This window comes from Streptomyces longisporoflavus (assembly GCF_014649775.1).
In the GTDB taxonomy this organism is placed as follows: Bacteria; Actinomycetota; Actinomycetes; order Streptomycetales; family Streptomycetaceae; genus Streptomyces; species Streptomyces longisporoflavus.
On record NZ_BMTR01000001.1, the window covers coordinates 143,310 to 163,147 of the forward strand.

The window sequence follows — 19,838 nt, forward strand, 5'->3', positions numbered from 1 at the left end:
GGCCGCCCCGTCGGGAGTCCCCAGGAGCCCCCGGGAACCTGCGGGAGGTGCTCGCGGCCGTCAGAAGTTGATCATGTGCCCGGCCAGGCCGTGCACCGCTTCCTTGACCGCCTCGCCGAGCGTCGGGTGCGCGTGGACGTTGCGCGCGACCTCGTGCACGGTCAGGTCCCACTGCTGGGCCAGGGTCAGCTCGGGAAGCAGCTCGGTGACGTCCGGGCCGATCAGGTGGGCGCCGATGATCTCGCCGTACCGCGCATCACTGATGATCTTGACGAAGCCGGTGGTGTCGCCGAGGCCGTGCGCCTTGCCGTTGGCCATGAACGGGAACTTGGCGACCTTGACGTCGAAGCCCTTCTCCTTGGCCTGCGCCTCGGTCCAGCCGAAGCTGGCGATCTGCGGCTGGGAGTAGGTGGCGCGCGGGATCATCGGGTAGTCGAGTTCCATCGTCTCGGCGCCGGCGAGGGTCTCGGCGGCGACGATGCCCATGGACTCGGCGGTGTGCGCGAGCATCAGCTTCGCGGTGACGTCGCCGATGGCGTAGATGTGCGGCACACTCGTCCGCCCGCGCCCGTCGATGTCGATGGCGCCGCGCTCGGTCAGCGCCACGCCCGTCGCCTCCAGACCGAAGCCGGTGACGTTCGGCGCGAAGCCGATGGCCTGCAGGACCTTGTCCGCCTCCAGGACCTCCTGCTTGCCGTCCTTGCCCGTCACGGTGACCTTGACCTTGGCGCCGGACTCGTCGATCGACTCGACGCGGGTCGAGGTCTTCACGTCGATGCCGAGCTTGCGGTACTGCTTGGCCAGCTCCGTGGAGACGTCCGCGTCCTCCAGGGGCGCGACGCGGTCCAGGAACTCGACGATCGTGACCTTCACGCCGTAGTTGTGCAGGACGTAGGCGAACTCGATGCCGATGGCGCCCGCGCCCGCGATCACGATCGACTCCGGCACGGAGTCGGCGAGGATCTGCTCCTCGTACGTCACGACGCGCTCGGAGCGCCGCGTGCCGGGCAGAAGCTTCGGGGTGGCGCCCGTGGCGATGATGCAGTTCTCGAACGTGATCGTGTCCGTGGAGCCGTCCGACTTGGCGACCTGGAGCGTGTTCGCGTCGAGGAACGTGCCACGGCCGTCGAACTCCGTGATCTTGTTCTTCTTCATCAGGAAGTGGACGCCCTTGACGCGGCCGTCCGCGACCGTGCGGCTGCGGTTGAACGCCTCGCCGTAGTCGAAGGAGACATTGCCGTCGACCTTGATGCCGTACGTCTTCTGCTCGTGCGTGAACAGATGGGCCAGCTCGGCGTTGCGCAGCAGCGCCTTGGTCGGGATACAGCCGACGTTGAGGCAGACACCTCCCCAGTACTTCTCCTCGACGACCGCTACCCGCTTGCCCAGCTGGGCGGCACGGATGGCGGCCACATAGCCGCCGGGTCCTGCTCCGAGCACGACGACGTCGAAGCGGTCTTCCATGGGGAGGTCCTCTCTGGTGGTACGTATCGGGTGGTACGTGACTCGCGCACGTCCGATCATGCGCCATCCGGACGCCTCGCGGGCGGGCGGGTGTCCGATGTCATGCCGGCCGCTGCGGGCCCCGGGCCCAACCGCCGCTGTGGGCACGGGCGTTGGAGATCGATACCGGGTTCACCCGGCCGTGGGCCACGGGATAGTGTCGCCGTGACGAGCACGACGGAGCACGAACCCGTGTCCCTCCGGGGGAGAGGTGGAGAACGCGCTGTGGCCGCAGAAGACGTGTCCGGGAGATCGTCCATCCCCTTCGACGTGCCGACGTCGGCACGTGCCTACGGCTGGATGCTCGGCGGCAAGGACAACTACGAGGTCGACCGCGAGTTCCTGCTGCGGACGCTGCCCGACTTCCCCGAGTGCGTCGACATCGCCCGGCAGAACCGCGAGTTCCTGTTCCGCGTCGTACGCCATCTGACCGAGGCGGGCATCCGCCAGTTCATCGACATGGGCTGCGGACTGCCGACCGACGAGAACGTCCATCAGGTCGCACGGCGCTTCGCACCGGACACCCGTGTCGTCTACGTGGACATCGACCCGATCGTCCTCGCACACGGCCAAGCGCTGCTCGCCGACGACTCCACCACCGCCGTCATCCACGGCGACATGCGCGAACAGGACGCGATCCTCGGCCACCCCGAGGTGGTCCGCCTCGTCGACTTCGACGAGCCGGTCGCGGTGCTCTTCCTGTCGGTGGTGCACCACCTGACCGACGCCGACGACCCCCGCCGCGTACTGCGCACGATCATCGACCGGGCGGCCCCCGGCAGCTACCTCGGCCTTTCGCAGGTCGTCGCCGACGACCCGGCCCGCGGCGCAGCGATGAGCGCGCACATCTCCGGCGGCGGAGTGCCCTGGCAGACACGCATACCGGCCGAGCTCGACGCCCTCCTGGACGGCCTGGAGCCCGTCGAGCCCGGCCTGGTGAATCTGGTCGACTGGCGGCCGGACCCGGACCAGCCGCCGCTCGCACCCGTCCACGAGGACCTGGCCCCCTATCTGGGAGCCACCGAGCAGAACAAGGGGATCTACGAGTACGGGGGTTTGCTCCGCAAGGCATAGCCATACACAATGGCGTGCATGATCCAGCACCTGACCGCAGTCGTGAGGACCTTCATGGTCCCGTGGCGCCGCGGGTGCGAGCGATCGGGTCGCTAGCTGCCCGGGAATCCGACCGCAGCCGTCCGGAGTTCCCGCTCCGTGACGCCACCCGTTCACTCATGACCGAAGGATCACCATGGCTGTGATTACCCCTGCCGTCTCTCCCGCGTCCGCGGCCGCTCCCGCGCTCCGTGATGCCCGCGTCCCCGCCGACGGCATGTACGAGGGCCGCCGCACCCTGCGCCGCGTGCCCGAAGGCTGGGAAGAGCGTCCCTACGAACTGATCGACGTCGTCCCGCAGGGCCGCATCATCGGCGCCGAGATCCGCGGCGTCGACCTCGCCGAGCCGCTCACCCCCGCGCTGCGCGAGGAGCTCAACCGCGCCCTCCTGGAGTGGAAGGTGCTCTTCTTCCGGGGCGCGAACATCACCTCCGAGCAGCAGCGCGCCTTCGCCCTCAACTGGGGCGACCTGGAGACCAATCCGCTTCTCGCGCGCGGTTCGGCCGATGACGTCGTGCGGTTCGACAAGGGCGGCAGCGCGACCCCCACGTACGAGAACGTCTGGCACGCCGATGTCACCTTCCGCGAGAACCCCGCGCTGGGTGCCGTCCTGCAACTGCGCGAGGTGCCGCCGGTGGGCGGCGACACGATGTGGGCGGACATGGCGGCCGCCTACGACAACCTCCCCGACGAGGTGAAGGCCCGCATCGACGGGGCCGAAGCGGTGCACGACTTCATCCCGGGTTTCGTGCGCTTCTACGGCCCCGAGAAGCTGATCCCGCTCCAGGAGCAGTTCCCGCCGGTCACCCACCCCGTCGTGCGCAGGCACCCCGAGACCGGGCGCAAGATGCTCTTCGTGAACACCTCCTTCACCACGCACATCGTGGGCATGGAACGGTCCGAGAGCGACCGGCTGCTGAGCTACCTGGTGCGCCAGGCACAGGTCCCGGAGTACCAGGTGCGGTTCCACTGGCAGGCGGGTGACGTCGCCTTCTGGGACAACCGCTCCACCCAGCACTACGCGGTCGACGACTACGCCCCGCACCGTCGCGTGGCCGAACGAGTCGCGATCGCGGGCGACCGCCCGTACTGACCCTTTCCGCGGAAGGAACCCCATGTCAGCCGCAGCGCGTTTCCCGTTGACTCCCGAGCCGATCCACGTCCCCGACGCGGTGCTCGACGACCTCAGGGCGCGGCTGCGGCTGACGAGGTGGCCCGACGACGTGGGCAACGACGACGGGTACTACGGCGTCCGCCGCGGCTACCTCCAGGAGCTGGCCGAGTACTGGCTGCACCACTACGACTGGCGCAAAGCCGAAGCGGCGATCAACGCTCATGAGCACTACAGGGTGACGGTCGACGGCGTGCCCGTGCACTTCATGCGCAGGCCCGGCGTCGGCCCCGCCCCCACCCCGCTCATCCTCACGCACGGCTGGCCCTGGACCTTCTGGCACTGGTCCAAGGTCGTCGACCGGCTCGCCGACCCCGCCGCGTACGGCGGCGACCCGGCCGACGCGTTCGACGTCATCGTGCCGTCCCTCCCCGGCTTCGGCTTCTCCACGCCGCTGCCCGACCACCCCGACATGAACTTCTGGAAGGTCGCCGACCTCTGGCACACCCTGATGACCGAGACTCTCGGCCACGAGAAGTACGCCGCAGGCGGGTGTGACGTCGGAGCTTTGGTCACCGGTCAGCTCGGCCACAAGTACGCCGGTGAACTGCACGGCATCCACATCGGCTCCGGCCTCAAGCTCACCCTCTTCAACGGCGACCGGGGGTGGGACCTCAGCGGCGGCCGGCCGATCCCCGAGGGCCTCTCCGAGTCCGAGCACCGCCAGTTCCTGTCCCTGGAACGGCGGTTCGCCGCCCACCTGGCCGTGCACGTACTCGGCCCCAGCACGCTCTCCTACGGACTCAGCGACTCGCCGGTCGGGCTGCTCGCCTGGATCCTGGAGCGCTGGGACAAGTGGAGCGACAACCGCGGCGACATCGAGAGCGTCTTCTCCAAGGACGATCTCCTCACCCACGCCATGATCTTCTGGGTGAACAACGCCATCGGGACATCGGTGCGCTACTACGCCAACAACAACCGCTACCCCTGGACGCCCTCGCACGACCGCCTGCCGGTCATCGAGGCCCCCACCGGCATCACCTTCGTCGGCCACGAGAACCCGCCCGGTGTCACCACCACCGAACAGCGCGTCCAGAGCTGGCTCGCCGGCGACCGTGCCGAGTGGTACCGGCACGTCAACCTCACCGCGCACGAGAACGGCGGGCACTTCATCCCGTGGGAGATCCCCGACGCCTGGGTGGACGACCTGCGCCGCACGTTCCGCGGCCGACGCTGAGGCGCCGAACTCAACTCGCGAAGTTCCGCTGCCACTTGACCTCGCCGTCCTGCCACTCGTCCGTGGGGGCGAGCCCCGCGGCGGCGGCGACGGCGGCCGAGGCCCGGTGGTCCGGGTGGACGTGCGCGATGACACCGCGCACGTCAGGCTGCCGCGCCAGCCACTCGACAAGGCCACGTGCCGCCTCCACCGCGATGCCCCGCCCCTGCCAGGGAGTCCCCACCACCCAGGCGATCTCCGCGACGAGCGCCCCGTCCCTGCCGGGCCCGACGGTGGCCTGCACTGTCCCCGCCAGACACCCCTCGTCACGCAGCCGCAGCACCCAGTTGCACCAGGAGACCGCCGGATCGGGCGCTCCGGCGGTCATCCGCCGATAACGGGCGCGCAGAGCCTGCGGATCATCGGGCGATCCGCCGATAAAGGCATGCAGGGCGGGATCGGAGAGCACATCGGCCATCTCGTCGGCGTGCTCGACCTGAAGAGGTACGAGGTCGAGGCGGGCGGTGCTGATCTCGCGGGCGTGGGCCTTGGGCATGCGTCAGGGTAGCCGGGTGACCGGCACGTTCCGGCGACGGGTGTCAGCGGCCGGACCGCGCCCCGGACGTCGCTCGGGGCGTCGTCCGGGGCGCGGTCGCGGATGCCGCTGCGGCGGGCGGGATCAGAACGCGAAGGCCGCGCCCCCGGTCAGGCTCGCCCGCATCTCGCAGCTGTTGGCGAAGGTCGTGGACCACGCGACGCGCTTGCCCTGCCAGACGCCGTCGACGGAGACCACGACGGGCTTCCATTCCTTCGTGCAGATCATGCCGGGCGTCGCACCGACCAGATTGCCGAACTCGCCGTTGGTGGCGCGGAGTTCGGCGCAGGCCGCGGACGCGGCGGGGTGGGTGCCGGCGGCCTTGGGGGCGCAGGTCAGGGTCACGGCGCGCTCCATGATCGCGGTGTCCGCCTCTTCGCCCTGGCCGACGGCGAGGACCAGCGACGAGGGCGCGTAGAGGCTTGCCGCGGCGGCCTTCGGCTGGGCCTGCGCCGTGCCGGCGCTTCCGGACATCACGCAGGCGGCCGCGACAGCGGTGGCGCCCACCGTCTTGAGGAAGAAACGCACGTCAACTCTCCTTTGATGCGGGTGTTTTGCTGGTTGCGGACGGGAGTCTTGCCGGTGCGGAGAGTGAGCACCAAATGCATGGTCGATTTCCGGATGCTTGTGTCCGCTGAGCGGTCACTTATGTGATGTTCGGGCAGCTCAGAGTGGGCGAAGAGGGTGGGTGGACAGGGGTGTCCGTACGTCCAGCATGTGGACCGGAGGCGGTGGTGCAAGCCAGAACAACCGGCTGACCTGCGAAGACAGTTGTTTTGGTTTTCTACCGGAATTCAGGGTCGACCGGAAAGCATCGGTGCTAAGAGCTGCCCAGCTTGACGATGATCCGCTGACCGGCACCCCTCGTGCCGCTCAGATCCCCGAAGGTCAGCTTCAGGGACGTGCCCGTGACCGCCGACGTGAGCGTGGCCGGCCTGGCCGTGACCGCGGACACGGCGCGCTGCCAGGTGAGAGTCAGGGAGGTCTGCGCGCGCATCGGATCGCTGACGCAGATGACCGCGGTGCCGTCGCCCTTCTCGCTGATCAGCGCCGAGCAGGGCGCGCTCGCGGTGACCTTGCCCACCGTGCCGCCGAACCAGAAGTTGACGCCGGTGAAGCCGAGCGAGGGTACGGAAATCCCCTGCTGAGCGTCGGAGTTGGCCAGGACCTGGAGCCATCCGGTGTCCGCCGAGCGTGCCGCCGTCTGCGCCGCGCTCGCCCCCGGCATCAGGGCGTAGGCGTACGTCCCGTTCGTCGGGGCGGTGCCGTGATCGACGTACATCGTGAGGTACTTGCGGGCGATCGGGGTCGTGGCGCCGCCCTTGTTGATGTCGCTCCATCGGCCGGTGCGCTCCTCGCGCAGCGCCTTCACCGTTGCGCCGCCGGGAAAGACGTAACCGCCGTGGCCCCCGATGTGCGCCCACTTGGCGCCGGCGAGGGTCGCCGTCCAGGGGGTGGTGGTCGGCTTGGCGGCGCCGTCCACCTGGAAGGAGGTGGTGCCCGCGGGGCCGAGGTTGCGGTTCTCGACGGTCGTCTCGACCGCCGCGCCGTCCGTGCAGACGATGCCCGCTCCCAGGCAGACAATCGCGTCGTCCAGGCAGAACCAGGACTTCTTGGCCCGCAGGGTGCTCTGCAAGCCCTTCAAGTACTGCCCGACAGAGGCCCGTTGGCCGTCGCTCGCGCCGCCCACCCACTTCACGTCCGGCATCGACGCGCCCCAGTCGCCGCCCGCCGCGTCCGCCAGCGTCTTGCGCGAGGCCGTGATGCCGGGCAGCCGGTACGGGTCGACGGTGGGCCAGAAGGCGTCGCTGTACTGCCCGTTGGCGTAGGTGTCTCCCCACCAGTAGAGCATTCCGGAGCCGGTCTGCCAGCCGCGCAGATTCTCGCCGTTGCCCGTCTCGTAGTACGTGATGCGGGAATCGGCCATGCTGATCGAAGCGGCCCAGCCGGGGCGCCGGTGCGTGGCGCGGGCCATGTCGGGAAAGAGGCGGTGGCCGGTGGGCTCGGCGACCGCGCTCACCGAGGCGTCGTCCGCCACGTCCTGCAGCCGGGCCAGGCCCGTCAGGTCGAGCGAGGAGTCGCCGAGCGGCGGGCTGTAGTAGTCGCGCCGTATCCAGCCCTTGACCAGGCCGCGCCAGCGCGCGTTCTCGGCCGCGCTCGCACCCTGGCCGAGCAGTACGACGGCGGACATGATGGGATGCCCGCGCCGGTGGTCGTCGGCCCGGGTCTTGGCAGCGTCGGACGCTGACGACGCGGGGAGGCCGCGGCTGATGGCCCGCCCCGCCACGCCGTCCATGACCAGGCCGTTGTAGATGAACGGCGCCCACGCCTTCTCCACGGCGTCGAAGACGATCTGCTTCTTGGCGTCCGTGACCTCCCAGGCGGAGTCGCGAAGAAGGGCGAAGAGCATGCCGAGCCCGCCGAGCAGCACCGACCCGTACGAGCCCGTGTAGGGCACGGTGGTGTGCTGGATGAACGAGCCGTCGGTGTAGAGGCCGTCGCCGGACGTCACGTACGGGAAGACGGGGGAGAGGGCGCCCGAGGCGAGGGCGATCTTCGCGGCGGAACCGCCGACGACCCCGCGCAGCGCGAGAACGCGGCACAGGTCCACTCGGTTCGCGCCGGTGCTCGTACCGGTGTAGCTGCCCACCGCCGAGTCCGGCACGAAGTGGTCCACGGCCCTGCAGTAGTCGGCCACCCGGGTCGACGACAGGTGGTCGTACATCAGCACGCAGATGTCGAGGAGTTGCTGCGGGGCGCCTATCTGCCAGCTGTACCAGTTGCCGAAACGTGCCTGGTCCTCGTTGTAGACCTGCGTGTAGAGGTGGTCGAGGCCGGTGAGGATGCCGGACGTGAGGTCCGCGTCGCCGGTCAGGCCGGTGCCCTGCTGGCAGTAGGCGCGGGCCATGGTGCTGAGCCTGCTGTAGCCGGTCACGACGTTCGCCGAGTAGCCGTACGACTCCTGGTCGGTGTCCGGGTCGGGGTCGGCGTAGGAGATGTCCGGCCACAGGGAACCCGGGGCGGGAGCCATGGTGTCGAGCAACTCCCGTGCGGTGGCGCCGAGTTCGGCGAGGCGGCTCTTGAACGGCTCGGCCGTGGGGGAGAAGCCCTCGCCGAGTATCAGGGTGCGCCACTTGGCACGCAGCGCCGCGTACTCGTCGGCCGCCGCTGTCGCCTCCTCGGCGGGCAGCAGCCCTGACGAGGAGAGGGCGAGCGCGGAGCCGCCGGTGGTCAGCAGGAAGGCACGGCGGGACCAAGGAGCGTGCATGGGGTCTCCGATGGAGGAGGGAGGAGGGGGAGGGGGGCGGGCGCGAGAGCAAGCGCTTTCTAGCACGGGGCCGGGCCACTGCTCAATGGTTCGGACGACGCGCTGTAGCGTCAGGGGCATGAGCGATCACGCAGTGGTGGATGTGGGCGACGTACGCCTGGCCTATCGGACCTGGGGCGACTCGTACGGAGCGCCTGTCGTGCTGCTGCACGGGCTCGGCGGTTCCTCGGAGAGCTGGGAGCAGGTCGGGCGGCTGCTCGGCGAGGAGTGGCGGGTGTACGCGCTTGATCTGCGCGGGCACGGGGAGAGCGACTGGCCCGATGAGTACTCGGTCGAACTGATGCGGGACGACGTGCTCGGCTTCCTCGACGAGCTCGGCCTGGACCGCGTCGGCGTCATCGGCCACTCCATGGGCGGGGTCGTGGCGTACCTCCTCGCGCAGGAGCACCCCGACCGCGTGGAGCGGCTCGTCCTGGAGGAGACGCCGCCGCCCTATCCGCGCGACTGGGTCGAGGCCCCGCGCCCCGAGGAGGCCATCGACTTCGACTGGCCCGTCTCTCCGGCGATCCGCGCCCAGATCTTCGGGCCCGACCCGGAGTGGGCCGAGCGGCTCGGCGAAATCGTCGCGCCCACCCTGATCGTGGCGGGCGGCCCGGACAGCAGCATGCCGCAGGGGCGCATCCCGGACATGGCCGCGGAGATCCCCGACTCCAGGGTGATCACGATCCCGGTCGGGCACTCGGTGCACGAGGGAAGCCCGCAACAGTTCGCGGAGCAGGTCAGCGCGTTCTTCACCAGCTGAGGTGCTTGCCTCGCCGGCTGAGCCGCTTCCGTCACAAGCTGCGCCGCTTCCCTCGCCGGCTGTGCGGGGCGCGGTCCGACCGCGCCCCGCACCACGTGTGCCGGACGCTACGCCGGGCGGGGCCGTGACAGGTGGAGGCGGGTGTAATAGCGGCCCTCGGCCTCCAGGCCGGCGGGGTCCTCACCGGCTTTGAGTACTTGCGCCACGGCGCCCGCCTGTTCGACGGGGTCGGTGAACAGCCGCTGCGGGTAGGTCCGTTCGGGATCGGTCTCGGTGGCGAGGCCGTGGGCGTCGAGGACGGCGAGGATCTGCTGGAAGGGCACCGTGCGCAGGACGAACGCGCTCACCCACACCGGGACGCGCGTCGCGTCGAGGAGCGCCTCGAAGGTGCGGTGCGTGATGTAGCCGATGCCGCCGGTGACCGTGATCAGGCCGACGCGCCCCACGGCACGGCACAGCTCGTCGCTGGGCGGGTGCCGCTCGAGGTTCTCGGCATAGGCCTCGTCGAGCAACCCCACCTCCAGGGCGTAGCTGGTGGCGTTGCCGGCCGTGTCGAGACCGATGACCGGGACCGCGTCCGTCCGCCGCCGCGAGGCGTAGAACTCCTTGTCGGCCTCGATGAGTTCACCGCGGGTGAGGGCGGCGGTCTCGGCACTGGTGTAGTGCGCGTACAGGTCCGCGAGCGTGAGGTCGTGGTTGAGCAGCGCCGCGTTGATCCCGTAGGAGCAGCAGAGGTCGAGGACCGTGACGGGGAGGCGGGTACCGCGCACCTCGGACCGCTGGGCGAGCGTGTGCCGGAAGACGTTCTGAGCCTGCTGCGGTATCTCGTACTGCAGGGGGGCCAGCGTGCGGAAGTAGGCGCGGGGGTCGGGCCTGTCGTAGATGTCGTCGAACCGGGTCTTGCCTGCCGCGGTGGCGGTGCGGGCACCGTTCATGGGCATGCCTCCTCGTGCTGAGTGGTGGGGTCTGTGGCCGCGATACGTCTATCCGACCCCTGGCTCAACCCGGTAGACCTCCTGGCGGTTACCGGCCACCGCGGCGCTCGGAGGTCCGTGAAACCGCCCCGGCCCGTTACGTTTGCGCGCTGGTCGAAGCCCGGTGATCCGCTGCCGGCCGACGTCACCTCCGATGCTGGTTCAGGCCCGAACGGCTGGGATCAGGCCCATACCGCGTCGGCAGCCGCATGCCGCAGCCGTGGTCGGGGCCCGGTCCGCTCTCCCGAGTTGCCACTCAATATCAAGGTATGCCCTGGTTTGCCCGCGGTCGAGTCTCTGCCGTCCCCTCCGCTGACTAGGGTGGGCACGGTGTTCACCTCCCAGGGACCCACGCTCCGCGAGCTGGCCGTGCAGGCTCTCTCCTCCGTCGAGGACGGCTATGACCTGCTGGCCCCGAAGTTCGACCACACCCCCTTCCGTACGCCCGACCGGATCCTGCACGCCGTCGCGGACGGGCTGCGCGGCCTCGGGCCCTTCGACGCGGGTCTCGATGTCTGCTGCGGCACCGGCGCGGGCGTCGAGACGCTGCTGCCGCTGTGCCGGCAGCGGGTCACCGGAGTCGACTTCAGCGCCGGGATGCTGGCGCGGGCGCGGGATTCCGTCGGGCCGCGGGAGGGCGGGCCCGCGGTGGAGTGGGTGCGGGCCGACGCCCGCGCGCTGCCGTTCGCGGACTCCTTCGACCTGGCGGTGAGCTTCGGTGCGTTCGGGCATTTCCTGCCCGCCGAGCGGCCACGGCTGTTCGCGGAGGTCCACAGGGCGCTGCGGCCCGGCGGGGTCTTCGCCTTCCCCGTGGGGGCGCCGCAGCCCATGACGTCGCCGCTGTACTGGGCGCTGCTCGGCTTCGACGGGGTGATGCGCGTGCGGAATCTGCTGTGGCGCCCCTCGTTCGTCATGTACTACCGGACCTTCCCGCTGCGGGGTGTGCTGCGCGACCTGCGTCGGGTCGGGTTCACTACGCGGCTTCGCCCGCTGGAGGAGTTCGGTCGCAGGGCCGACGGCAGCCCCAACTGGTGCCTGGTCGAGGCGCGCAAGGTCTGAGCGGCGTGGCGGGCGGCGTCCAGGCCGGCGCAATCCCTCTCGGCGTCCCGCGAGTCACTGGAACGCCTTGCGGTAGGCCTGCGGGCTGACGCCGGCGACGCGCTTGAAGCGGTCGCGGAACGCGGTGGGTGAGCCGAAGCCGACCTGGACGGCGATGCGCTCGACGGAGTGCCCCGTCGTTTCGAGCAGATGCTGGGCTTGCCGGATCCGCGTGCGGTGCAGCCATTGCAGCGGTGTGCTGCCCGTCTGTTCCCGGAAGCGGCGCAGCAGGGTGCGGGTGCTCATGCCCGCCTGACCGGCGATGTCCTCCAGGGTGAGCTCCCGCTTGGCGTTCTCCTCCAGCCAGAGCAGCAGCGGTTCGAGTTCGGATCCCCGGGGCGTGGGCGGTGCCTCGGCGACGATGAACTGGGCCTGGCCGCCCTCGCGTTCCAGGGGCATGACCGAGAGACGGGCGGCGTCCGCGGCGACGGCGGAGCCGTAGTCGCGGCGGATCAGATGCAGACACAGGTCGAGTCCGGCGGCGGCCCCGGCGGACGTCAGGATCTGCCCGTTGTCGACGTAGAGGACGTCCGGATCGACGTCGATGTCGGGATAGCACTCGGCGAGCCTGTCCGCGGCCAGCCAGTGCGTGGTGGCGCGCAGCCCGGACAGGAGGCCGGCCGCCGCCAGCGTGAAGGTGCCCACGCAGATGGACGCGATCCGGGTGCCGTCTGCCGCCGCCTCCCGCAGCGCGTCGAGCACCGCCTCGGGGACCGCCCTGGTGACGTCGGAGATGCCGGGCACGATGATCGTGTCCGCGTCCGCGAGCCCTTCGAGGCCCCACGGTGCCTGGATCGTGAACGGACCCGCGTCCGTCTGCGGCGCGGCGGCGCAGACACGCACCCGGTAGCCGGGCCGTCCGCCGGGCAGCCGGGTGCGGCCGAAGACCTCGATGGGCGTGGACAGGTCGAAGGGGATGACGGTGTCCAGCGCCAGGACGGCCACAGTATGCATGGCGGCAACGTACGACAGAGGCGCGTTCCCGCCAAGCGCCCGCCAAGCGCAGCCAGCGGTGATTACGGCGTCGTCTGAGCCCGTGAGCTGCGGAGCGGGGCGATGGCGGTATTTGTGCGAAGCCTGTCACTATTGCCACTGGTCGATGGCTGTGGGCGCTGGCTAATGTCGGCGGTCGGGTCCCTGCCGGGAGCCGCCGGATCTCCGCCGTCCCTGCGGGAAACCGTTCCCTCCGAGAATCCGTTCTCCGAATGTCCGAGGACCCCTGCCGTGACCAAGTTCTTCCTGACGCTCCACGTGCTGGCCGCCATTCTCGCCGTCGGCCCGGTCACCGTCGCCGCCAGCATGTTCCCCCCGGCCCTGCGCCGGGCACAGGCCGATCCGCGGGACGGGGCGGCCGTCGCCTCGCTGCGGCTGCTGCAGCGCATCTGCTCCGTGTACGCGTTCGTCGGCGTCGCCGTCCCCGTCACCGGGTTCGTGACCGCCGGCAGCCTGGGCGTGCTCGGCAGCGCCTGGCTGATCGCCTCGATCATCATCACGATGGCCGCGGCAGTGGTGCTCATCGTCCTTGTCCTGCCGCGCCAGGAGGCGGCGCTCGCAGCGGTGTCCGGGGAGGGTGAGGGCGGCACGGGTGACACCGGCGGTCAACAGGGTGGCGGGGCGGGCGCGGTGGCCGTGGGAGAACACACCGGTGCGCAACTTGCCATGTACACCGGCATCTTCAACCTACTCTGGGTCACCGTCACCGTCCTCATGATCATCAGGCCCGGCTCCACGACCGGGGCTTGATCAGAGGGAGTCAGGGTCAGAGGAAGTGGAAGCCCGGCCTCGGGTGCATGAGGAAGTCGTGGTGCGAGATGTTCCACGCGTACGCACCCGCCATAGCGAACACCACCCGGTCCCCGGCCCGCAGCCCCGCCGCTGGCACCCGCCGGGCCAGGACGTCCTTCGGGGTGCACAACTGCCCCGCGAACGTCACCCGGTCCTGCCGGGCCTCGGACCGCGGCCAGGGATGCGGCCACGGGTCGCGCGCCGGGAGCACGGTGCAGGGCTGGTCATGGCCCTTGGCCGCGGGGGTGCGCAGGTGGTGGGTGCCGCCGCGCACCACGGCGAACTCCTCGCCGTGGCTCTGCTTCACGTCAAGAACCTCGGTGGCGTACCAGCCGCAGTACGCGCTCAGCGCCCGGCCCGGCTCGACGCGGAGCGTCAGTCCGGGGTGCGCCGCGCAGAGGCGGGCGAGGCCCTCGCCGTACCGGGCCCAGTCGAAGAGCGCACCGGGGTCGGTGTAGTCCGCGCTCATCCCGCCGCCGACGTTCACCTCCGCGAGCCGGATGCCGTGCCGCCGTGCGAGCGCCTGTGACCAGGTCACGATGGTCTCGGCCACGGCGAGCTGCCGGGGCGCGTCGAGGCCGCTGGCCAAATGGGCGTGCACGCCAAGCAGACGGAGCTGCGGGAGGCTGCCGTCCGAGAACGCCGCGACCACGGTGTCGGCCTCGGCGGGATCGAGGCCGAAGGGCGTGGGCCGCCCGCCCATCGTGAGGGAACTGCCCTCAAGGGCGTCGAGGGAGGCGCCGTCGAGGCCGAGATTGAACCGGAGCAGTACGCCCACGTGTGTGTGCGGCGCGACGCGGGCGGCGATCGCGGCCAGCATCCGCAGCTCGTAGGCGCTCTCGACGTGAAAGCGTGCCACGCCGAGCTCAAGGGCGGCCGTGATCTCGTCCGGCGTCTTGCCGGGCCCGCCGAAGGCCAGCGGGTGCTCGGGCACCGCCTTGGCCACATGGGCGAGTTCGCCGCCCGACGAGACCTCGTAGCCCTCCACGTGCGGAGCGAGCGCGGCAAGGATCTCGGGCTCCGGATTGGCCTTGGCGGCGTAGTAGAGCTCTACCTGCGGGGGCAGCGCGGCCCGCACGGCGGTGGCATGCGCGTCCAGCGCCGCGAGGTCGTACAGGTAGGCGGGCAGCTCCTGCGGGGCCAGACCGAGGGCGCGGTCACGTACGGCGGCAGTGGGGGCGGTCATCCGGCGGCGCTCCAAGGTGCTTCGGTACGGCGACCCGGGTCCCGTACGTGCTCGGCGAGCGGAAAGGGCGAGGTGATACGGACGTAGCCCGCGTCCCGGTCGGCCTTGCGCTCCCAGCGGGTGAGCAGGTTGGCCTTCGCGGGCAGCGGCACTCCCGCGAGCAGGGCGCTGAGACGTGGCGGGCTGCCGTGCGTGCCGGCGAACTCCCGTACGGTGTCCCGGACCTCGGACCACAGGGCGTGCTCGTTGTGCGGGTGGAGATCGGCGAGGGCGGCGAGCAGCTCGGCGACGTGATTGACGAGGAGGCAGTACACGACGCGGTCCCAGCCGCGCTGCGCGTCGTACGTCAGCGGCCCCGCGACCTCGGGCGGGAGCGCGGCCAGGGTCTTGGCGTGGCGTTCGGGGACGAGCTTGGTGCCCTCCAGGTCACGGAAGAGCACCCGGGCCGGCATGCCGTCGCCGTCGACGCAGATGAGTACGTTCTGCAGATGCGGTTCGAGCACCAGGCCGTGGTCGAAGTACGCGGCGAGCACCGGCGGCAGCAGGAGCCGCAGATAGGTGCGCCACCACCGGAGGGCCCGCTGCGGACCCGCGCCCTTGAGGAGGCGTGAGATGTGTCCGGGGCCCGTCGGGTACTCGTCCGCGACGGCCGCGGCGAGCAGCGGTGTCGTGCCGGGCGGGAGCCGTCCGGCCAGGCCCTCGCGGACGATGACGCCGAAGCCTTCCAGGAGGGCGAGGTCGGGTCGGCCGTCGGCTCCCGGCAGGGCCAGGCTGCGGTAGGCGGGCTCGCGGAGCACGGCGCTGCCCGGGTGGCGGGCGGCCAGGTCGGCCAGGGCGCCTTCGAGTACGCGGGTGAGCGCGACGGCTCCCGACAGCTCGTAACTGGCGTTCTTGCGAAGGCAGTTGGTGATGCGGACGTTCAGGCTGAACTTCAGGAAGGTGTCGCCGTCGTAGAGGGTGCGCACGGAGGCGGTGGCCGCGAAGGGGGATCCGCCGGGCCCCAGATCGATGACGTCCGCGCGGTCCAGGGCCGCACACAACCCCGGATGCCTGCGCAGCAGGTCGTACTGCCAGGGGTGCACGGGAAGGAGGCGGTAGCCGTGCGGCACGCTCCCGAGGCGGTCGAGCGGGGCCGTGGCGCCCGGCCGCGCCGTCTCCTCGGCGACGAGGTGGTCCCGTACGGCGAGGTGGCGCAGCGGGAAGGCGGCGGCCGTCTCGGGGGCGTACGCGGTCCAGTCGGCGAGGTCGCCGCCGCGGGCCTTGGGGGTGGGGTGGAAGCGGTGGCCGAAGAGCAGGGACTGCTCGGACGCGAGGTAGTCCGCGAGCCACACCGGGGCAGCCTCCCCGGCAGGGGCCGAACGAGTACCGGGGGTCGCTCCCATGGCCGGCGCCGACGAAGGCGCCCGATCGGCGGCGGCGAGCGCGGCGCTGACGCCCTCATGGCTGGAGGCGACCTGCTCCAGGAACTCCTCGTTGCTCACGCCCGTGCGCAGCGAGAGCTCGGCGTGTGTGTACTCGGCCAGGCGCGGCCAGTCCACCTCGACCCAGCGGCCGTCCCGCTGCTCGGACACCGGGCCGGTGAAGCGATGGGCGCCGAGGAGCGACGTACGGCGCAGCGCGACGCGCAGCAGAACCCCGCGGCGCGGCAGGCGGAGCAGGAGATCGCCGTCGACGACGGCGGTCTGGTGCTCGGGTCCCGATACCTCGCGCAGCAGGCAGTTGAGGAGGGTGTGTGTCACCGCATGGTCGGCGCTCGGCAGTCGGGTGGGCGCGGCGCCGGCGACGGGAGCGCCCGCGTCGGTGTTTTCCGCGATGAGGGGAGCGGACTGGGCGGGCAAGGCGTACGGGACGGCGAACGTGCCGGTCGGCAGGGACATCAACGGCTCCAGCGGATGCGGGGCGAGCGGCGGAACAAGGCGGGAAGAGCGGCGGTGACCGGACCGGACCCGGCGGCGGTCCCCCGCACGGGGCGGGAGTCCGCCACGACCGGCAAGTCGCCGGGTATTCGTTCCGCGACCAGCACGCTCGGGCAGGTGAACGGGGTGGCGGCAGTGGTGGAGATCGTGGACTTCGGTAGGAGATTGCTCATGAACCCCCCGCCCACCGCAGGTAGTTGGGGCCCGTGGTGTAGTGCTTGTTGATGTCTGCGGCCCCGGAGCGCTCCTTGGACAGCAGGGTGCCCGCGGTGACCATCGCTTTGACCGGCAGCTCCGGGGCGGCCAGGACGTGCGCCCGCAGGAGCGCGCCCGGCTCGCCGGGACCCGTGCCGAGCCGTTCGACGGCCTCGGAGAGCCGGTCGCGCACGAGTCGGAGCAGCAGCGGGAGCGGGGCGCGGCCGTACCGGGCGAGCCCGAAGGCGTAAGAGCCCGCGCAGAGGTGGAGGGTGATGGTGGTGAAGAGATCGAGCACGGGCCGGTCACCGTCGACGAAGATCCTCGCATCGTCGAACTCTGCACGGTCCGGTGCTTGCCGGCCCATGACGTCGCGCAGTCGGGCGAGATGGATGCGCGGCCCGTCGTTGTCCTTGAACAGCAGCCGCAGCCGGGTCCGGCCATCCGCATCCCCGCCCGCGGGTGTGTCGAGGACCAGCGAGATGTTCTGCTGGTGCGACTCCAGGGCGATCCCGTAGGCGAAGAGGGTGGTCTGCCAGTCGAAGAGCAGGGTGAGCACGGCGTCCAGGAGGGCGAGGGGGTCGCCGCCGTAGAAGCGTTCTGCGAGGCGGTCGATCACCAGCCGGTCGCTGCCGGGCGCCGGGCACAGCAGGGCGGCCATCGGTACGACCGCGCAGCTGTCGAGGCCGGTGGGGTAGCGGCGCAGGAGCACGGCGAGGAGTTCATGTCCGGCGTGGGCGAAACGGGTCTCGTCCGCGTGCAGGACGACGCCTTCGAAGCGGGCCTCACGGGCGATGACGGCTTCGACGAGACGCTGGCCCGCGGCACCGTCGACGAGGGTGCCGGGCTTGATGGTACGGCGATTGCGCATCCCCAGTGTGGCGGTGGCGAGGGGCAGCTTGAGGTGGTCCGCGGGGCGGGAGGAGAGGGCGACGGTACGCATCGACAAGGTCGGTACGACAGCGGGACCGGGCCCCTCGATGAGCCGGGCCTGCCCGTCGAGACCCGCTTCCCGCAGCGCGTCCCGGAGGGGTCCGGCCGCGGTCAACGGGTGTACGGGGAGCAGGAGATGGCTGTCCTGGAGCTCGGGCACGCCGGCCGCGCCGGGGGACAGCCAGGCGCGGCTGCCGGTGCTTTCGCCGCCGCCCACGGTCACCGCGTCGCGGGGGAGGGCGAGCTGCCGGAGCGCGAAGGTGGGGTGGAACTCGGGGGCGTAAGCGTGTAGTTGGGCGGCGGACAGTCCGGATCGGCCGCGCGAGGTCGGATACACGGGGTGGTCCGTGCGCGCGGCGAGCGTGTCGTGCGCGAGCCCGCCCGCGAGCCCGGCCCAGCCGGCGGGATCGCCGCCGAACCGCTCGGTGAGCAGCGAGTCCGTCTCGCTCCTCGTCCGGGCGTGCAGCCGCATGGCATCGAGCGCCTCTCCGCATTCGGCTGCGAACGCGTCGAAACCGCCTCGGTCCACGGGGTCGGCGAGGTCACGCAGGGCGGAAAGGATGCTCCCCGAGTCGGCGAGCACCATCCCGTCCGACTCCCTCCGCAGCAGGGGGAGCCTGGCGGCGTACGTCCCCTGGTAGCCGTCCGCGCGGACGGGCATGAGCAGGGCGTCGGACTGCGGCGCCCTCTGGGGCACGGCGGATTCCGGCAGCGGGTCGGCGTCGGTCACGGGCAGCGGACCAGCGTTCGTGACCGGGAGTCTCAGCCACAGGCCGTCCGTCCGCCGCAGCACACTGCTCCGGGTGCGCCACCCCACCACGTCCTCGCGCAGGAGTGCACTGAGCACGCGTAACAGGAGCTCGCCCTCGACGCCGGCCGCAGGGGGAGTGGCCCGGTCCGCGAGGGCTGTCACGGTGTGATCTCCCAGTGGTGCGCGTCGATGAAGTCGGACACGGCCCGGTCCACCGCCGCCTGCTCGGTGCCGGTGGCGCGCACGACGCCGAGGAAGTCGCGGTTGGTCCCGTGCACTTCGTGCCGCTCGCCGATCTCGCGCAGCGGACGGTACGTCAATCGCACGCCGCCCAGCGTCTCGTCGGACGCGGGCGGCGCGGCCGTCAGCGTTCCGGCGCTCTGAGCGCACGGATAGTCGAGCCGTGCCCGGCCGTCCGTCCGTGCCCCCAGATCCGCGGGGAGCGGCTGACCCAGATGCGTACGCAGGATGTGCTCGAAAAGCGGTATGTCCAGGAGTTGGGCGAGGAGCAGGTCGCACTGGTCACCGATGGCCCGGTAGTTGACCTCGATGAGCCGCGCTCGCCCCTCTGCCACCACGAACTCCGTGTGACAGGCGCCGAACCCCACGCCCAGCGCGTTCAGTTGCGCGAGGACTTGTGCCGTCACCGGTTCCGGGTGTGCCGGGACGAACGTCATCCGCTCCTCGATGAAGTACGGCGGCGGTGACACCTGCGTACGGAAGCCGCCCAGGACATGTCGGACGCGGCCGTCGCCGATGGTCTCCAGGGTGCACAACTCCCCGGCGAGATACTCCTCGACGAGCAGTGCCGCTCCCGGCCTCCGTGCCTGTATCTCCGCGCACCGCCGCTCCAGCTCCCCGGGGTTTTCGACGAGGACCACGTCCTCGCTCGCCACGCCCTCGCGCGGTTTGACGACGCAGGGGAACGGCACGTCGAGGGTGCTGAGTGCGGACGGGTCCCGGCCCGCGGGGAGTTCCGCCGACCAGACCGCGTCCGCGCCGGAAGCCGCGAGATGGCGCCGCATCTGCGCTTTGTCCTTGGTGCGCAGTGCCACCCGCCAGTCCTTGCCCGGCAGGCCGAAGTACTCGGCCGCCAGCGCGGCTTGGGTCTGCAGATGGTCGCTGTTGGTGAAGACCGCGTCGGGGGCGTGGTGTGCGGAGATCCGGCTGATGACGGCACGGAAGTCGCGCACGTCGCACTCAAGGATCTCCGGGCTGTCCAGATCCTCCGGGGCGGTGGCGCGCCGGTGGGCCTCGGGCTGGTCGGTGAGGAGGGTGACGTCGAGGCCGAGTCTGCCCGCGGCGGGCAGGAAACCTTCGGTGACCGAATCGGTGGGGTTGCGGGCAAGGACGTACAGCCGCATGGCGCGTTCACTTCCGGGTGCGAGCGGA

17 protein-coding genes are annotated in these 19,838 nt (G+C 71.0%); 6 read left to right on the top strand and 11 right to left on the bottom strand.

Annotation, left to right across the window (positions count from 1 at the left end; translation table 11 throughout):
* Positions 1 to 60: 60 nt before the first annotated feature.
* Positions 61 to 1,464, bottom strand: a complete 1,404-nt coding sequence (gene lpdA / locus IE226_RS00735) for a dihydrolipoyl dehydrogenase (RefSeq protein ID WP_190078937.1) — start codon at positions 1,462 to 1,464, stop codon at positions 61 to 63.
* A 264-nt stretch (positions 1,465 to 1,728) separates the two neighbouring features.
* Here lpdA and IE226_RS00740 point away from each other — a divergent pair, with 264 nt between their 5' ends.
* The 3 genes from IE226_RS00740 (at position 1,729) to IE226_RS00750 (ending at position 4,964) form a co-directional block, all read left to right on the top strand.
* Positions 1,729 to 2,577, top strand: coding sequence for an SAM-dependent methyltransferase (locus tag IE226_RS00740; RefSeq protein WP_229870290.1), 849 nt, complete (start codon positions 1,729 to 1,731; stop codon positions 2,575 to 2,577).
* Between the two features lie 256 nt (positions 2,578 to 2,833).
* On the top strand, positions 2,834 to 3,709 hold the full coding sequence (locus IE226_RS00745) for a TauD/TfdA dioxygenase family protein (protein ID WP_373306860.1): 876 nt from the start codon (positions 2,834 to 2,836) through the stop codon (positions 3,707 to 3,709).
* A gap of 22 nt (positions 3,710 to 3,731) precedes the next feature.
* The gene (locus tag IE226_RS00750; RefSeq protein ID WP_190078940.1) at positions 3,732 to 4,964 is read left to right on the top strand and encodes an epoxide hydrolase family protein; all 1,233 of its coding nucleotides are present in this window, start codon (positions 3,732 to 3,734) and stop codon (positions 4,962 to 4,964) included.
* A 10-nt stretch (positions 4,965 to 4,974) separates the two neighbouring features.
* On the opposite strand, the gene IE226_RS00755 is transcribed toward IE226_RS00750, so the two are convergent.
* The 3 genes from IE226_RS00755 to IE226_RS00765 all read right to left on the bottom strand — a co-directional run bounded on the left by IE226_RS00755 (position 4,975) and on the right by IE226_RS00765 (position 8,806).
* Positions 4,975 to 5,499, bottom strand: coding sequence for a GNAT family N-acetyltransferase (locus IE226_RS00755; RefSeq protein WP_190078941.1), 525 nt, complete (start codon positions 5,497 to 5,499; stop codon positions 4,975 to 4,977).
* A gap of 123 nt (positions 5,500 to 5,622) precedes the next feature.
* Positions 5,623 to 6,012: a subtilase-type protease inhibitor gene (locus tag IE226_RS00760; RefSeq protein ID WP_190079524.1), complete on the bottom strand. Its 390-nt coding sequence runs from the start codon at positions 6,010 to 6,012 to the stop codon at positions 5,623 to 5,625.
* A 346-nt stretch (positions 6,013 to 6,358) separates the two neighbouring features.
* Complete coding sequence (locus tag IE226_RS00765; protein ID WP_190078942.1) at positions 6,359 to 8,806, bottom strand: polysaccharide lyase 8 family protein; 2,448 nt, start codon at positions 8,804 to 8,806, stop codon at positions 6,359 to 6,361.
* 118 nt (positions 8,807 to 8,924) lie between these two features.
* Here IE226_RS00765 and IE226_RS00770 point away from each other — a divergent pair, with 118 nt between their 5' ends.
* Entirely contained in the window at positions 8,925 to 9,608 is a 684-nt protein-coding gene (locus IE226_RS00770) for an alpha/beta fold hydrolase (RefSeq protein WP_190078943.1), read from the top strand.
* Positions 9,609 to 9,715: 107 nt separating this feature from the next.
* On the opposite strand, the gene IE226_RS00775 is transcribed toward IE226_RS00770, so the two are convergent.
* Positions 9,716 to 10,543 (bottom strand): hypothetical protein, encoded by an 828-nt coding sequence (locus IE226_RS00775; protein WP_190078944.1) that lies wholly within the window; start codon positions 10,541 to 10,543, stop codon positions 9,716 to 9,718.
* Positions 10,544 to 10,912: 369 nt separating this feature from the next.
* Here IE226_RS00775 and IE226_RS00780 point away from each other — a divergent pair, with 369 nt between their 5' ends.
* Positions 10,913 to 11,641, top strand: coding sequence for a class I SAM-dependent methyltransferase (locus IE226_RS00780; RefSeq protein ID WP_190078945.1), 729 nt, complete (start codon positions 10,913 to 10,915; stop codon positions 11,639 to 11,641).
* A 54-nt stretch (positions 11,642 to 11,695) separates the two neighbouring features.
* Here the strand turns inward: IE226_RS00780 and IE226_RS00785 are convergent, their stop codons facing one another.
* Positions 11,696 to 12,634, bottom strand: a complete 939-nt coding sequence (locus IE226_RS00785) for a GlxA family transcriptional regulator (RefSeq protein ID WP_190078946.1) — start codon at positions 12,632 to 12,634, stop codon at positions 11,696 to 11,698.
* 270 nt (positions 12,635 to 12,904) lie between these two features.
* Here IE226_RS00785 and IE226_RS00790 point away from each other — a divergent pair, with 270 nt between their 5' ends.
* The gene (locus tag IE226_RS00790) at positions 12,905 to 13,423 is read left to right on the top strand and encodes a DUF2269 family protein (protein WP_190078947.1); all 519 of its coding nucleotides are present in this window, start codon (positions 12,905 to 12,907) and stop codon (positions 13,421 to 13,423) included.
* Positions 13,424 to 13,439: 16 nt separating this feature from the next.
* Here the strand turns inward: IE226_RS00790 and IE226_RS00795 are convergent, their stop codons facing one another.
* Genes IE226_RS00795 through IE226_RS00815 form a run of 5 tightly spaced genes read right to left on the bottom strand, consistent with a single transcriptional unit; the run spans position 13,440 to position 19,810 of the window.
* Complete coding sequence (locus tag IE226_RS00795) at positions 13,440 to 14,651, bottom strand: type III PLP-dependent enzyme (RefSeq protein WP_190078948.1); 1,212 nt, start codon at positions 14,649 to 14,651, stop codon at positions 13,440 to 13,442.
* Positions 14,648 to 16,528 (bottom strand): IucA/IucC family protein, encoded by a 1,881-nt coding sequence (locus IE226_RS00800; protein ID WP_190078949.1) that lies wholly within the window; start codon positions 16,526 to 16,528, stop codon positions 14,648 to 14,650. The genes IE226_RS00795 and IE226_RS00800 overlap by 4 nt, the downstream gene beginning before the upstream one ends.
* A complete protein-coding gene (locus IE226_RS00805) occupies positions 16,528 to 16,740 on the bottom strand; it encodes a hypothetical protein (protein ID WP_190078950.1) in 213 nt (70 codons plus the stop codon). Before IE226_RS00805 ends, IE226_RS00800 begins: the two co-directional genes overlap by 1 nt.
* Complete coding sequence (locus tag IE226_RS00810) at positions 16,737 to 18,608, bottom strand: IucA/IucC family protein (protein ID WP_190078951.1); 1,872 nt, start codon at positions 18,606 to 18,608, stop codon at positions 16,737 to 16,739. Before IE226_RS00810 ends, IE226_RS00805 begins: the two co-directional genes overlap by 4 nt.
* The gene (locus IE226_RS00815) at positions 18,605 to 19,810 is read right to left on the bottom strand and encodes an ATP-grasp domain-containing protein (protein ID WP_190078952.1); all 1,206 of its coding nucleotides are present in this window, start codon (positions 19,808 to 19,810) and stop codon (positions 18,605 to 18,607) included. Before IE226_RS00815 ends, IE226_RS00810 begins: the two co-directional genes overlap by 4 nt.
* Positions 19,811 to 19,838 lie beyond the last annotated feature (28 nt).